Source organism: Niveispirillum sp. KHB5.9, assembly GCF_048066115.1.
Taxonomy (GTDB): domain Bacteria; phylum Pseudomonadota; class Alphaproteobacteria; order Azospirillales; family Azospirillaceae; genus Niveispirillum.
Genome location: NZ_JBLTYX010000015.1, coordinates 25,252 through 39,870, shown reverse-complemented (window position 1 = coordinate 39,870; position 14,619 = coordinate 25,252). Strand labels below are relative to the sequence as shown.

Here is a 14,619-nt window from a genome sequence, read left to right as displayed (position 1 = left end):
GTCCGCGCCGGTTGGAGTGCGCCGTTTTGACCGACCCTGGTCTGAAGAAGAATTTCGCCTATACCGTCATCGGCATGGCCACACCCGTCATCGTGGCCCTGGCGACCATCCCCATCTATATCCACCATATCGGGGAGGAACGGTACGGGGTGTTGTCGATCGTCTGGCTGCTGCTGGGCTATTTCGGCTTCCTGGACATGGGCCTGTCCCGGGCCTCGGCCAATGCGCTGGCCAAGCTGCGCGACGCACCGGACGCGGAGCGTTCGCGCGTCTTCTCCTCCTCGCTCTATCTGAACCTGGGCCTGGGCATCGTCGGCGGCGCGCTGATCTATTTCGCCGGCGGCTATCTGTTCCGCACGCAGTTCAACCTGTCCCCCGATCTATGGGCCGAACTGGCCGGCGGCATGCCCTGGGTGGCCGCTATGCTGCCCTTGGCACTGGCATCCGGTGTCGGGTTCGGGGCGCTGGAATCGCGGGAGCGTTTCCTGGCCGTCAACCTTCTGCAGATGACCGGGGCGGCGGCGGGGCAGGTGGTGCCGGCCTTTTGCGCCGTGTTCGTCTCCCCCTCGCTGGAATGGGTGATCCCGGCGGCGTTCCTGATCCGGCTGCTGACCACGGTGCAGGTGTTCTGGCATCTGAGCCGTGTCGATCGGCTGCGGCTGACCCGGTACGACCGGGGGCAGGGACAGTCCCTGTTCAAGTACGGCGCCTGGGTTTCCGTCACGAATATCGTCGGCCCCATCCTGACCTCGCTGGACCAGTTCATCATCGGGTCGAAGCTGGGGCCGGCCGCCGTCTCGCATTATTCGGTGCCGATGAACCTGACGACGCGGGTGCAGATCATCGCCGCCGCCCTGTCGCGCGCCGCCTTCCCACGCCTGTCGCGTTACGGCAAGGAGGAGGCGGTGGATCTGGCCGAGCGGTCGATCCGCGGTCTGGCCTACCTGTTCGGGGCGGCCTGCGTGGGCGCGCTTTTCCTGGTAGAACCGTTCCTGGCGCTGTGGATCTCGCCGGAATTCGGGCAGGTGGCCACGCCCGTGGCCCATATCCTGCTGGCGGGCGCCTGGATCAACGGTCTGGCCTTCGTGGCCCTGTCGCTGCTGCAGGGGCAGGGGCGGCCCGATCTGGCGGCCAAGATGCATGTGCTGGAACTGGTGCCCTTCATCGGGGTGCTCTGGCTGCTGATCGACCGGTTCGGCCTGCCCGGTGCCGCGGCGGCCTGGACGCTGCGCGTGGCGGTTGACGCGCTGCTGATGTTCCATCTGTCGGGCCTGCGCTGGCGCCGGCTATGGACCCTGCTGCCGGCGGGGATGCTGGTGCTGGGCGCGCAGGTCATCGTCACCTGCTGGTCCCTGGCCCTGCTGCCCGCCCTTGCGGCCGGCACGGCGGCTGGTATGGCGGTGATCCTGGTGGGGCTGGCGGTTGACAGGGCGATGCGCGAGGCCATCCTGGCGCTGTGGCGGCGCATGCGTCGCCGGGGGGAATGAGGATCATGGCGCCCAGCATCGACATATTGCTGGCCACCTATAACGGTGCCCGCTACCTGCCGGAGATGCTGGCCTCGCTGGAGGCGCAGCAGGGGGCGGATTTCCGGGTGCTGGTGCGCGACGATGGCTCGACCGATGGTACCCGAACCATCCTGGCGGACTGGGCGGCCCGCCGGCCGGGCCAGGTCACCCTGCTGCCGTCCGATCAGCCCACGGGCAGTGCCGCGGGCAATTTCGCACGGCTGATGGCGGCCTCCAGCGCCGACTACGTCCTGTTCGCCGATCAGGACGACCTTTGGCGACCTGCCAAGGTGGCCGCCACCGTCGCGGCCCTACGCGCGGGTGAGGCGGAGTCCGGGGGGACGGACCGGCCGGTCATGGCCTTCTGCGATCTGGCGCTGGTGGATGGGGGCGGCAAGCCGCTGTATCCCAGCTTCCGGGCGTTCCAGGGGCTGGACGCGGTGGCCGGGGCGCGGTTCGACCGGCTGCTGATGAACAATGTCGTCACCGGCTGCGCCATGGGTGTGAACCGCGCGGCACTGGATATCTGCGGGACCGTGCCGGCCGAGGCGGAGATGCATGATTGGTGGCTGGCGCTGATCTGTGCCGGGATGGGGCTGGTCAAGGTCATGCCCGAGTGCCTGATCGACTATCGCCAGCATGGTGGCAACGTTGTCGGCGCACGCCATGACACGGTGCTGGACGCGCTGCCGGGTCTGCGCCGGCTCTCCACCATCATGGCCAATATCAAGGCTTACAGGGCCTGGCTGGACCGGCTCTATGTCCAGGCCGCCGCTTTCGAGACTCGCCACGGCGCGCAGCTGCCGGCCGATCGCCGCGCCGTGCTTTCCGCCTTCGCCGGACTGCGCCGGCAGGGTCCGATCGGACGTCGCTGGACGGTGATCCGGCATGGATTCCACCTGGAGTCCCGGGTCCAGACGCTGGCTTTTCTGCTTCGTATGTGAAATGGCCGGTAGGGGAGAATCAGGGTTAAGCCCCCTCGTCGGGGAATCGATCTCCGATTTTGCCGCGTCGCGGTGATTTTCATCCGCAGTCACCGATAGCGGTGCCACCATCGGTCATAAATCCGACCCCGGATGTGTTCACCAACACTTCTACATGCTCTGTGGCAGAAATGCACCACTCGAAGGCATGCGCATTTTATCTAGTATTTTCAGTTATCTACGTGGATTTCTTCAAGCGCCGTCGTCTATCAGCGACCTCATGTTAAAGAGTTACTATACAAAACCTCATTCCTGGCGGTTTCGCAGTGCATTTGCCGCTTGCATCAAGAATGTACCTCGCATAAAGAACCTAACGACGCATAACGTGTGAGGAGCGTTTTTGGAGCATGGTGTGGCCGAGCAAAATGTCTTCTGTCAGCTTTTTGCGAGTGCGTGCCGCCCAGTTCACGGCGGATGCCAACGTTTTATCCTATCTTTTGCCGGCGGTTACCCGTCTGCAAATAGGCCCTTTGGCTCGCCGCACGCCATTTTCCAATAACGGTCCCAGCAACGGTTAAGCGCGACCAAGCCTACTTCACGGAGATACTTAGATGGCTAGTCCCTCCATTGTGGTGTTCAACGAAGCCTACTATCTGGCTCAGAACCCGGATGTTGCCGCCGCTGTCGCCGCCGGCGCTTACCAGAACGGTCTGGCTCATTGGCAGGCTTACGGCCAGTCCGAGGGCCGTCTTTCGTCTGCTTTCTTCGACCTGCAGACCTACAAGGACAACAATCCGGACCTGAACGAAGAGGCCGGGTTCACGACCGATGCGGACTATGTCCGTCACTTCACGACCTATGGTCACAACGAGCCGCGCGTGTTCCTGAGCGCCGCCGTGTTCAACGCCGACATCTATGCGGCGCAGAACCCGGATTTGGCTGCTGCCGGGATCACCGATCGTCAGGCCCTGGAAGCCCACTTCCTGCGTAGCGGCGTCTATGAAGGCCGTATCGCCAAGGCCGACTTCGACCCCGTCGCCTACATCAATGCCAACGCCGACCTGAAGGCGCTGCTGGATGCCGGTGGCAACATCAACGGCTATACTTCGGCCAACATCGCCAAGGCCGGCTGGTTCCACTACTACAATTTCGGCATCAGCGAAGGCCGCACCGTTCCGGTGGCGACCCCGACCGTGACCGCGTTCGCCGCCGGCGGCGCCACCGTCACCGAGGGCAATGCCGCGACCTTCACGGTCACCCTGTCGATCCCGCTGTCCCATGACGTCACCTACACGTTCAACGTGACGGGCGACACCAAGGGCGGCGCGCTGAACGCCGCTTCGGCCACCGATTTCGGTTCCGTTACCGGCACCGTGACCATCCCGGCCGGCTCCACCTCCGCCACCTTCACCGTCACCCCGACGGCTGATGGCGTGTCGGAAGGTCTGGAAGGCTTCAAGGTCACCCTGTTCGACGGCTCGCTGAACGTCGTCAAGACCTCCGACGTTGTCGGTATCGTCGACGCCGCCGCTCCGGTGACCCCGAAGACGATCACCCTTTCCACCGGCGCCGACGCCGGCACGGGCTTCGTCGGCGACACGGCCAACGACACCTTCATCGGTGCGTTCAACCTGACCACCGGTGGTACCGATACGACCACGACGACGCTGACCGCTGGTGACAGCCTGGTCGGTGGCGCCGGTACGGACACGCTGTCCCTCTCCGTTGCCGGCAGCGGCACGGGCACGGGCACCGTCACCCCGACCCTGGTCGGCATCGAGCACATCACCATTGCCAGCTCTCTGAACGGCACCGGTACGGCGACCTTCGATCTGGCTCTGACCGACAGCTCGCTGAGCAACCTGAGCGTGACCTCCTCGGTCAACGCCGGCTCGAACGTTGCCTTCACCAACGTTTCCAAGATCGTTGCGGTCGACGCCAAGGGCGTGGGCAACCTGTCGGTCGGCTTCGCTTCCGGCGTCGTTTCCGGCACGGGCGACGCTCTGTCCCTGACGCTGGGCGGCTTCGGCACCGGTGTCAACGGCGGCACCAACAGCGGCACCAGCTTCGATGTCAATGGCATCGAGACGCTGAACATCGCCTCCAACGGCGCCGCCAATGCGGTTCGTCTGGGCACTGGCGCGATCGCCGGCACGACGACGGTCAACGCTTCGGGCTCCACGGCGCTGACCCTGGATCTGGTCGCCGGCGCCGTCCGGACGGTCAACGCCTCCGGTCTGGCTTCTGGTCTGACGCTGCTCAACGCCACTGCCGGCAACGTCACCGTGACTGGCGGCGCTGGTAATGACAGCTTCGATTTCGGCACGGGCTTCGATGCCACGATCCAGAATTCCGGTACTGGCTCTCAGCTGGATGTGGTCGCTGGCGGCTCCGGCACCGATACGCTGAAGATTCAGATCGACAACAACGTCGTCGCTGACGCCGTGTTCGGCAATGTCACGTCGGTCGAGGCGCTGACGATCGACATGTCCAGTGCGGGCAGCACCGGCACCATCACCCTGGACAGCAAGGCGGCTGCCGCCGGCATCGTCACGGTCAACGAGACGGGCTCGGGCAATATCGACCTGACCCTTGGCACCGGCTACACCGGCACGCTGACGGTCAACCTGCGCGCTGACAGCAACACCGATTCCGCCATCTCCGTGACGGCCAGCGGCTCTGCCAATCTGGTCGTCAATGCGGCGGTCTCGACGGTTAACACCGGGCTGGAAATCACCGGCTCCACGGGTACCGGCACGACCGACACCCTGGTCCTGACGGCTGCGTCCGGCGCGAGCTCCGGTGTGTTCGGCGCTGGCGTCACCAGCCTGGACAAGATCACCATCCTGGCGGCTACCGGTGCGACCTCCGCGATCCTGACCACGGCTGAAGCCACGGTTGCTTCCGGCAAGACGCTGGTCATCGATGCTTCGGCCCTGGGCACCGGCACGGCGTTCACCCTGAGTGGCGCCGCTGAAACCGACGGCGGCAAGTTCAGCGTCACCGGTGGTGCGGGTAACGACTACCTGATCGTTGGTTCCGCTGCTGACACCGTCTTCGGCGGCGCTGGCAACGACACGATCGACGCTTCGGCTGGTGGCAACGACGTCCTGTCGGGTGGCGCTGGTAACGACACGTTCATCCTGTCGGGCGCTCTGACCTCCGGCGACGTGATCGATGGCGGTGACGGCGTCGATACGCTGGTCCTGTCCAGCGGCACCGTGACCTCGGCCATGCTGACCGGCGTGACGAATGTCGAGAACCTGGTGTTCTCCGGCGACGCCACCCTGTCCGCCCCGATCCAGTTCAGCAGCTTCGACCTGAGCCTGGCTTCCACGGCCGGCACGCTGACCCTGGCTTCCGGCTACACCGGCGCCACCACCGTGACGCTCGGTTCCGGTGACAGCGTCGTGAACACCGGCGCCAACGTTGCCCTGTCCGTCCATGTCACCGACGTCGCCTATGGCTCCGGCACCGGTCAGCTGATCTATGGCGGCACCGGCACCGATACGCTGTACCTGACGGGCGGCGCCACCGGCGCTTCCGGTGGCTCCCCCACCATCGTCACGCTGCATTCCGGCAGCAACGTCGAAGTCATCAACATCGTTGATGCCGGCGACGGCACCGGCACCGGTTCGACCGGCGCTGGCAAGGACGTGTCCCTGGTTCTGGCCACCGGCTACACCAAGTCGGTCACCGTCGACGCTTCCTCGCTGGATAGCGGTTCGTCGGGCCTGGACGAGACCTTCAAGTTCGACGCCTCCGCTTCGTCGGGCACCGTGACGGTGACCGGTGGTGCGGCCAACGACAGCATCACCGGTTCCGCCGGTAATGACGTGCTGATCGGTGGCGCTGGCGCTGACAGCCTGACGGCCGGTTCCGGCTTCGACAACGTCTCCGGCGGCGACGGCAACGACACCCTGGTGTTCAGCACGTTCTTCGACGGCAACGACACGGTCGCTGGCGGTTCGGGCACCGATACGCTGTCGGTCGAGCAGGGCACGGGTGGCATTGGCGACCTGGCGTTCCTGAACGTCACCAGCATCGAGACCCTGTCCCTGGGCTCCGGCACGGGTGCCGTGGTTCTGGACACCCGCGCTCAGGCCGCCGGTATCGTCACCGTCGCTCTGTCCGCGAGTGCCAACAATGTTGTCAACGCCGGTGGCTACAGCAGCGGCATCGCCTTCGTGGTCAATGCGACCACGGGTGATGTTGCCCTGACCGGTGGCGCTGGCAATGACAGCTTCACCTTCAGCGGCGCCAGCAGCCTGAACAGCAGCGACTCGCTGATCGGCGGCTCCGGCACCGACACGATCATCCTGACCAACGGCACCAACAGCGGCACGGGCATCGCCTTCTCCGGCACCCTGGGCAACGGCGTCTCCGGTATCGAGCAGATCACCATCTCCGACACCGCGACGGGCACCGGTTCCACCGGTTCCTTCACCCTGACCCTGGCCAGCGGCTTCAACAGCGGCGCGGCGATCAGCATCGACGCTTCGGCGCTGGGTGGCACGGGTGAGACCCTGACCCTGACGGGTGCTTCGGGCTACAATGGCGCCATCTCGGCGACCGGTGGTGCGGCTGCCGACCTGCTGGTCAGCTCCGGTACCGGTGCCGACCGCCTGTTCGGTGGTGCTGGCAATGACAGCATCGACGCTGGCGCCGGCAACGACGTCGTCGACGGTGGTGCGGGTGACGATCTGCTGTACGGCAATGCCGGTGCGGACACGATCACGGGCGGCGCTGGCAACGACGTGTTCGCCATCACCTCCGGTTCGTCCACCAGCACGGGCGCCGACACCATCACCGACTTCTCGTCGGGCGATGTGGTCCGTCTGTATCTGAGCGGTTCGGGCGCGATCTCGATCGACAACAGCTACAAGGGTTCGGCTTCCTCCTACGCCAACGCCCTGTCGCTGCTGACCGGTCAGTCGGGCACCAACGCCGGCCAGTATGTCTATGTCTCCGACCTGAACCAGCTGGTCATCGACGTGGACGGCAACGGCCTGCTCCAGGGTAACGATCTGTACATCACCCTGTCGGGCACGACCGGCATCGCCACCAACACCGTGGCGCTGGACTACACCGTGAACACCGGCAGCGGCACCTTCATCGGTGGTGCGGCCAGCGACCGGGTGTCCCAGTCCGGTGTGGGCGCGCTGACCCTGTCGGGCATCGAGGCCTACTCGGGTGACAGCGCCACGGGTACCGTCACCCTGTCCGGCACGACGGCGATCACGATCACCGACACGAACGGTCTGAACGTGACCGGCGCTGCCGGTGTCGACACGATCACCGTGTCGAGCGCTGCGACGGGTCATGTCTATGACCTGGCTAGCGGTGCCGACGTACTGACCTTCTCCGGCGTGGTTGCCTCCGCGACGGTGACGGGCGGTGCGGGTAACGACGTGGTCACGTTCGCTGCCAGCGGCGCCAACACGGCCACGCTGAACAGCGTCGAGACGGTGAATGGTTCGTCGGGTGCCGACGTGTTCACCCTGGGCACCTCTGGCGACAGCATTACCGTTGTCGACGCTGGTGGCGGTGTCACGTTCAATGGTAACACCGGCAACTTCGCTGCCACGATCACGATCGGTACCGGCAACGCCAGCACGGTCACGGTTGTCTCCTCGGCGACCGCAACCGGTGCGATCACCGTGAACGGCACGACGGGTGCTGATACCGTCCACTTCACCTCGACCGCGTCCGGTTCGGGCGTTCTGAGCCTGGGTTCGGGCAACGACGCGGTGACGCTGTCGGGTACCACTGGTACCACCACGATCACCGATACCGATGGTACGGCTGACACGCTGACCTTCGTTGGCAGCGGCCTGACCGCCGTCATCAGCGGCATCGAGTCGGTCACTGGTGGTGGCGGTGTCGATACCGTGACCCTGAGCAACACCGGTTCGGACACGATCCTGCTGGGTGCTGCTACGGGTACCGGTGTGACCTTCAGCAGCTGGGGTACCGGTGCTGACGTGATCAACCTGACCACCACCGGTGGTGCGGATACGATCGTGTTCGGTACGGGCTTCTCCGCTTCCGGCATCACCGGCCTGGTGTTCAACAACTTCGACGCTGGTGCTTCCAGCGACGTGTTGGACTTCTCGGCGATCGTGGCTGGTACGACCATCGCGACCACCGGTGCCGCCTATGACCTGGGCGCCACCACCGCGGCCGACCTCGTGGTTGGTACCAACGGTGTGGTTCTCACCTACGGTTCGCTCACGCTGAGCAACACCGACTTCACGGTGACGGCTTCCCAGTCGAACACGGACATCTACGTTGGCAACAACGATCCGTTCATCGTGTTCGCTACGGCCAGCACCAGCTCCACCGCTGTCAACGTCTATCTGGTTGACCGTGACCTGGACAGCAACGCCGCGGACGTCTCCGCCAACGACATCCGTCTGATCGGCACGATCAACCTGGTGACGGGTGACAGCATCAACACCTTCGCGAACGGCAACTTCATCCTCTAAGGCTGAAGCGTTCACAAAGGTTGAAGTACCAGACCTCCGCCGCCCCAACCGGGGCGGCGGATTTTTTTTGAGAGATACTCTCCTCCGGTCCGAATTCAGTAGGTTGAGATGCACGCGTTCCTGGTTGCGGAAGATTTCACACTGAACACCACCCGCTTCGTTCGGCTTTATCGCGGCGGGAAGTTGGAAGGTGAGGTTCCGCTGGACCGGCTGGTCATCGATATCGGCGGGGAAGCCGACATGGTCCGCAAGGCCATGGAGGCTGATCACAAGAAAAAGCATGAGAAGGACGAGGTCCTGAACCTCGACACTTCCGGTACAGGCAGCGGTGCGGAACAGCCGTCAGGTACGGGCAGTGGTGACGGTTCCGGTGCCGACGCCCCCAAAACCGACATGCCGCAGTTCATCACGACGGTGAATGAAGGCGCGCTGCTGAGCTGGGACGGCACGCCGCCGCGCCTGGGCCGCGTTTCGGCCCGCTTCAACGGTCCGGGGCTTTTCCGGCATCCCGATGAGGGTGATGTGCTGGGCGCACAGCTGGAGTCGCTGAAGGCCAGGCATCCGGGGCGCAAGCATTTCCGTCTGGCCGTGGTCAATGCCTTCGGCAGCAACCTGGGCGACTGCATGCTGGGCATGACGGCACTGCGCCATGTCGCCAAGTATCTGAAGCGGTATCTGGGCAGCTTCACCATCGACCTGCTGCTGGGTGCCAATTCCGGTATCACCAATTTTGACATTGCCGGTCATGACGACTGGGTGGGCGACCAGTTCCTGATCGGGCCGACCCTGCAGGAATTCAGCCGGTATGATGCCTATTTCGACTTCTCCGGCCTGATCGCCCTGCCGCGCATCACGGAAATCGCGATTTCCGACTGGTACCTGTGGTGGTGCGGCCTGGATCCGGAAACGGTGCCGGCGGCCGACAAGCGCAATGTCATGTCGCACCAATGGCCGGTCTGGCAGGATGTCACCCGCACCCTGCAAGGCATCAAGGGCAAGAAGATCTTCTTCAATCCCAAGGCCAGCGTGCCGCTGCGCACCTTCGCCGACGCGCATGTGCCGAAATTCCTGAAAAAGCTGCTGAAGATCGCGCCGGACGTCACGATCGTGGTCGATCGGGAGATCAAGCTGGATCATCCGCGCCTGATCGACCTGTCGAAGGCGATCAACTCCGCCGGCAAGTTCGCGGCCCTGGTGGCGCAGATGGATGGGGTGATCAGCGTCGACAGCTTCGCTCTGCATGCGGCGGACAGCGGCAACGTGCCGGCGGTGGGGCTGTTCGCCTCCATCGATCCCTATGCCTATCCCTATTATCCCCATCACAAGGGCATCCTGATCCCGGACGGGGAGAAGCTGTCCTTCTACAAGAAGTTCAAGACCAACACCGACGAGGAATGGGACGGCATCAAGGACGCCTATGGCGAGGCCTGGGGCCGGCTGGATCCCGAGAAGGTCTATGAATTGCTGCAGGCGCAGATCGCGGCCAAAGGCAATGTGCCCCACCATATGGGCACCCGCATGATCCATGGGCCCCATACCAAGCAGCGCTACCGCCAGACGGCGCAGGGCAGGGAACTGCCGTATGAGAACCCGCCGGAAATATGGACCCGGGCGCAGCGCCGCCTTCAGGAGATCGGCCGGACGCTGATCCGCCCGCGTACGCAAATGATCATGGTCACCCCCGGCCAGAGCGAGCTGCCCGTCGCCATCGCCCAGCTGCTGGAACATGAAGGCCGGATGCATGTCTTCGAGCCGCGGGACGCCCGGCGCCAACTGATCGGCATGGACATCCTGGACCGGGCGGCGCACGGTCTGACGGTGACCCATTACGACACGTTCCCCGGCAAGGTCGAACAGGCCAGCTTCGGACTGGAGGATGCGCTCAGCGAGACCAACCCCGCGAATTGGGGCGGTTTGCGGGACAAGAAGACTGTCAGGCCGAAGAGCATCGACGAGATGAAACTGGATACGCTGTCCAGTATCGTCATGTCGGCGCCGGCGCCGTGGAAACTGGTGCTGGAATCGGCGCTGGAGACGCTGGAGCGGACCAAGGCCGCCGTGCTGATCGGTCCGCTGGCGTCGTTCCAGGATGTGCGCGAGATCGCCACCCTGCTGCTGCCCATCAAGTACCAGTGCTGGGTGGAACAGCTGGAGCCCGGCAAGAACGAGAGCAGCATTCTGCTGGCCGTCAGCGACCAGGTGAAGGTCCAGGGCCTGAAGCGCGTTCAATTCAACTGACCGGCACGGCCGGCGGCACGATCTACGGAGTGGACCCCATGTCCAAGAGCTGGACCGACATCCCCCTGCTTCCCGTCGCCTGGGGAGAAGTCTTCGACAAATGGACCATCCTTGTCATCAAGGAGGCCCGCATCGGCGACCCGGACAAGGTGCGCAACGTCGCCCGCGAACGGGTGGAGATCGAGAAGGTGGTTGGCGACCGCGCGCGGTTCCCCGCCGGGCTGGATGCGCTGGTCGACGCGCTGCACGGCATCAATTCCCAGCTCTGGGACATTGAGGACGGCAAGCGGCGGTGCGAGCGGGAGAAGACCTTCGATGACGGCTTCATTCAGCTGGCCCGCCATGTCTATATGAAGAATGACGAGCGGGCCCGCATCAAGAAGGATATCAACCTGCTGCTGGGCAGCGCCATCGTCGAGGAGAAATCCTACAAGCCGTATTGAGCGCGGTCCCGGGGCCGGGTTTCAACCGGGCGGGCCGCGATGAGGCGTCCCGTCCCGGAGATCATGCTGTACGCCCCTGCGGAGGTCGGTTTTGTCAGGTAATGCCGCGATCTTCTTCCATCCGGAAGGGTTCGACACGAAAAGTCCCAAACTGATGGGCCGCCACGCTGCCGGCGAGGGCTTCCTGCGGGGATGGGCGCGGCATGGCGGATTCGACACGCTGCATGCCCAGGTCGGCGACCTGCGCCATGCAAGGATGTTCGCCCAGGAGGCCGCCAGTCACGGTTGGCAGGGCAAGGTGCATGTGCACCGGCTGGAACAGCCGGAAACGCTGTCCGCGGTCGGCGGTGTCATTCTGCCGGGTCCGATGCTGGCCCCCCCGGCCTGGCTTCGCCGGTCGCGCGGTCTGTCGCCTGGCAATCATTCCATCATCGGCCTGACCCACACGACCGCCTCGGCCTCGGCCCTGGACAATATCGGGGAGCTGCTGACGGCGCCGCTGGAGGAATGGGACGCGCTGATCTGCACCTCGCAGGCCGTGAAATCCATGGTGGTCCGCACGCTGAGCGACCAGGCGGGATATCTCGGCCAGCGTTTCGCCATGCCGTCCGGTGTGCCGCTGCGGCTGCCGCAGCTGCCGGTCATTCCGCTGGGCGTGGAATGCGACCGGTATGCGGAACGGCCGGAGCTGCGCCGGGAGTGGCGCGAAAGGCTGGCCATCGGCCCGCTTGATGTCGTGGTGCTGTTCATGGGGCGCCTCAGCTTCCATGCCAAGGCCCATCCCATGGCCATGTACATGGCCTTGCAGGAGGCGCGCGACGCCTTGCCCGACGGTGCGCGGCTGCACTTGATCGAGGCCGGCTGGTTCGCCAGCGACCATATCCGGCGGGCGTTCGAGGAAGCGGCCGGCATGCTGTGCCCCGATGTGGTACGCCATGTGCTGGACGGGCGCGAGCAGGCGGTGCGCGACGGCATCTGGCAGGCGGCCGACATCTTCTGTTCCCTGTCCGATAATATCCAGGAAACGTTCGGCCTGACCCCGATCGAGGCGATGGCGGCCGGACTGCCCTGTGTCGTGTCGGATTGGAATGGGTACAAGGAGACGGTGCGCGACGGCATCGACGGGTTCCGTGTTCCGACCTGGATGCCACCGCCCCCGATCGGGCGCGAGATGGCGGAGCGCCACGCCATCGGCGTGGACAGCTATGACCATTACTGTGGCGCCACCTGCCAGTTCGTCAGCGTCGATGTGGAACGGACAGCACAGGCCTTCCGCGCCCTGGTTGCCGATGCGGGCCTGCGCCGCCGCATGGGGGAGGCCGCGCGCCGCCATGCACGCGAACGGTTCGACTGGCGTGTGGTTGTCGGTGCCTACAAGGAACTGATGGTCGAGCTGGCTGCCCGCCGGGCCGCGGCCAAGCCCCCGCCCGTATCCGGGCCGGTGGTCTGGCCCCTGCGACCGGACCCGTTCCGGTCCTTCGCCCATTATCCCACACATCTGTTGGCACTGGACACACGGGTGGAGGTCACGGGCGCACCGCCCGACCGGCTGGCCGCCATCCATGCCAGTGGCATGGTCAATTACGCGCATGCCGCGGTGCCGGGCTTCGACCGGCTGACGGCCGTGCTGGACCTGCTGCCCGCGCAGGGGGCGGTGTCCATCGCCGGCCTGGCAGCGGCCGGCGGCCCCTCCATCGCTCCCATCCTGGCGCCGGCCCTGGCTTTCCTGGCCAAGTACGGCTTTGTTCGACTCTCGCCTCCTGGCGACACCCAAGGAGACGTGGGATGAAGATCCTGTTCGTCCATCAGAATTTCCCCGGACAGTTCAAGCATCTGGCCGCCGCCCTGGCGCGGGCCGGGCACCAGGTGCGCAGCCTTGCCATCAAGGGGGTGGCGCTACCGGGGGTCGACCTGATCAACTATCCGGTGACCCGCACCTCCTCCCAAGGGATCCATCCCTGGGCCATCGATTTCGAGACCAAGCTGATCCGCGGCGAATCCTGTGCGCAGGCGGCCCTGGCAATGAAGCGGGAAGGCTATCAGCCCGATCTGGTGCTGGGCCATCCGGGCTGGGGGGAGATGCTGTTCCTGAGGGAGATATGGCCGCGGGTGCCGCAGCTGCATTTCCTGGAATTCTACTATAGTCCCGACGGCGCCGATGTCGGGTTCGACGAGGAGTTCTGGGACCAGGACTGGCGCAGCCCCGCGCGGGTGCGCGCCAAGAACAGCAACGGGTTGCTGAACCTGGAAAGCATGGATGCGGCCTACAGCCCCACCTATTGGCAGCGTTCCAGCTATCCGGCGATCTATCAGCCGCGGATCGAGGTCATCCATGACGGGGTCGACACCGATGTGCTGGTGCCGGGCCCGGCGAAGGCGAGCCAGGTCGGGCCCGACAAGCTGATGCTGCATCAGGGGATGGAGATCGTCACCTTCGTCAACCGCAACCTGGAACCCTATCGTGGTTACCATGTTTTCATGCGGACCCTGCCGCGGCTGCAGAAGCTGCGTCCCAACGCCATCTTCCTGGTGGTGGGCGGCGATGGTGTCTCCTATGGTGCGGCGCCGCCGCAGGGGCAGAGCTGGAAGAACATCTTCCTGGAAGAGGTCAAGGACCAGATCGACCTGTCGCGGGTCATCTTCCTTGGCAACCTCTCATACGCCCATTTCATCAATATCCTGCGCCTCAGCGCCGCCCATATTTATCTGACCTACCCGTTCGTGCTGAGCTGGTCGATGCTGGAGGCGATGAGCCTGGGCGCCCTGGTGGTGGGCAGCCGCACCCAGCCGGTCGAGGAAGTGATCGAGGACCAGAAGAACGGCCTGCTGGTCGATTTCTTCGACCGCGAGGGGCTGGCGGACCGCGTGGCCGACGCGCTGGCCAATCCGCAGCGTTATCTGGGCATGCGCCAGGCCGCCCGGCAGACCATCATCGACCGTTACGACCTGAAGCGCCATTGCCTGCCCCGGCAGATGGAACTGGTCGAGCGGGTGGCTGCCGGCAAGGCGTAAGGGGATA

At 64.9% G+C, this 14,619-nt stretch carries 7 protein-coding genes; all 7 read left to right on the top strand.

From position 1 onward, the window contains the following. Window positions 1–26 precede the first annotated feature (26 nt). The 7 genes from ACM9HJ_RS21570 to ACM9HJ_RS21540 all read left to right on the top strand — a co-directional run bounded on the left by ACM9HJ_RS21570 (window position 27) and on the right by ACM9HJ_RS21540 (window position 14,612). Complete coding sequence (locus ACM9HJ_RS21570) at window positions 27–1,487, top strand: flippase (RefSeq protein WP_416573826.1); 1,461 nt, start codon at window positions 27–29, stop codon at window positions 1,485–1,487. Between the two features lie 5 nt (window positions 1,488–1,492). Beyond that, on the top strand, window positions 1,493–2,452 hold the full coding sequence (locus ACM9HJ_RS21565) for a glycosyltransferase family 2 protein (RefSeq protein ID WP_416573825.1): 960 nt from the start codon (window positions 1,493–1,495) through the stop codon (window positions 2,450–2,452). Between the two features lie 590 nt (window positions 2,453–3,042). Then, window positions 3,043–8,919, top strand: a complete 5,877-nt coding sequence (locus ACM9HJ_RS21560) for a beta strand repeat-containing protein (RefSeq protein WP_416573824.1) — start codon at window positions 3,043–3,045, stop codon at window positions 8,917–8,919. A 108-nt stretch (window positions 8,920–9,027) separates the two neighbouring features. Beyond that, on the top strand, window positions 9,028–11,157 hold the full coding sequence (locus ACM9HJ_RS21555) for a glycosyltransferase family 9 protein (RefSeq protein ID WP_416573823.1): 2,130 nt from the start codon (window positions 9,028–9,030) through the stop codon (window positions 11,155–11,157). 38 nt (window positions 11,158–11,195) lie between these two features. After that, window positions 11,196–11,600, top strand: a complete 405-nt coding sequence (locus ACM9HJ_RS21550) for a hypothetical protein (RefSeq protein WP_416573822.1) — start codon at window positions 11,196–11,198, stop codon at window positions 11,598–11,600. A 91-nt stretch (window positions 11,601–11,691) separates the two neighbouring features. Continuing rightward, the gene (locus tag ACM9HJ_RS21545) at window positions 11,692–13,389 is read left to right on the top strand and encodes a glycosyltransferase family 4 protein (RefSeq protein WP_416573821.1); all 1,698 of its coding nucleotides are present in this window, start codon (window positions 11,692–11,694) and stop codon (window positions 13,387–13,389) included. Further along, a complete protein-coding gene (locus ACM9HJ_RS21540; protein WP_416573820.1) occupies window positions 13,386–14,612 on the top strand; it encodes a glycosyltransferase family 4 protein in 1,227 nt (408 codons plus the stop codon). The genes ACM9HJ_RS21545 and ACM9HJ_RS21540 overlap by 4 nt, the downstream gene beginning before the upstream one ends. Window positions 14,613–14,619 lie beyond the last annotated feature (7 nt).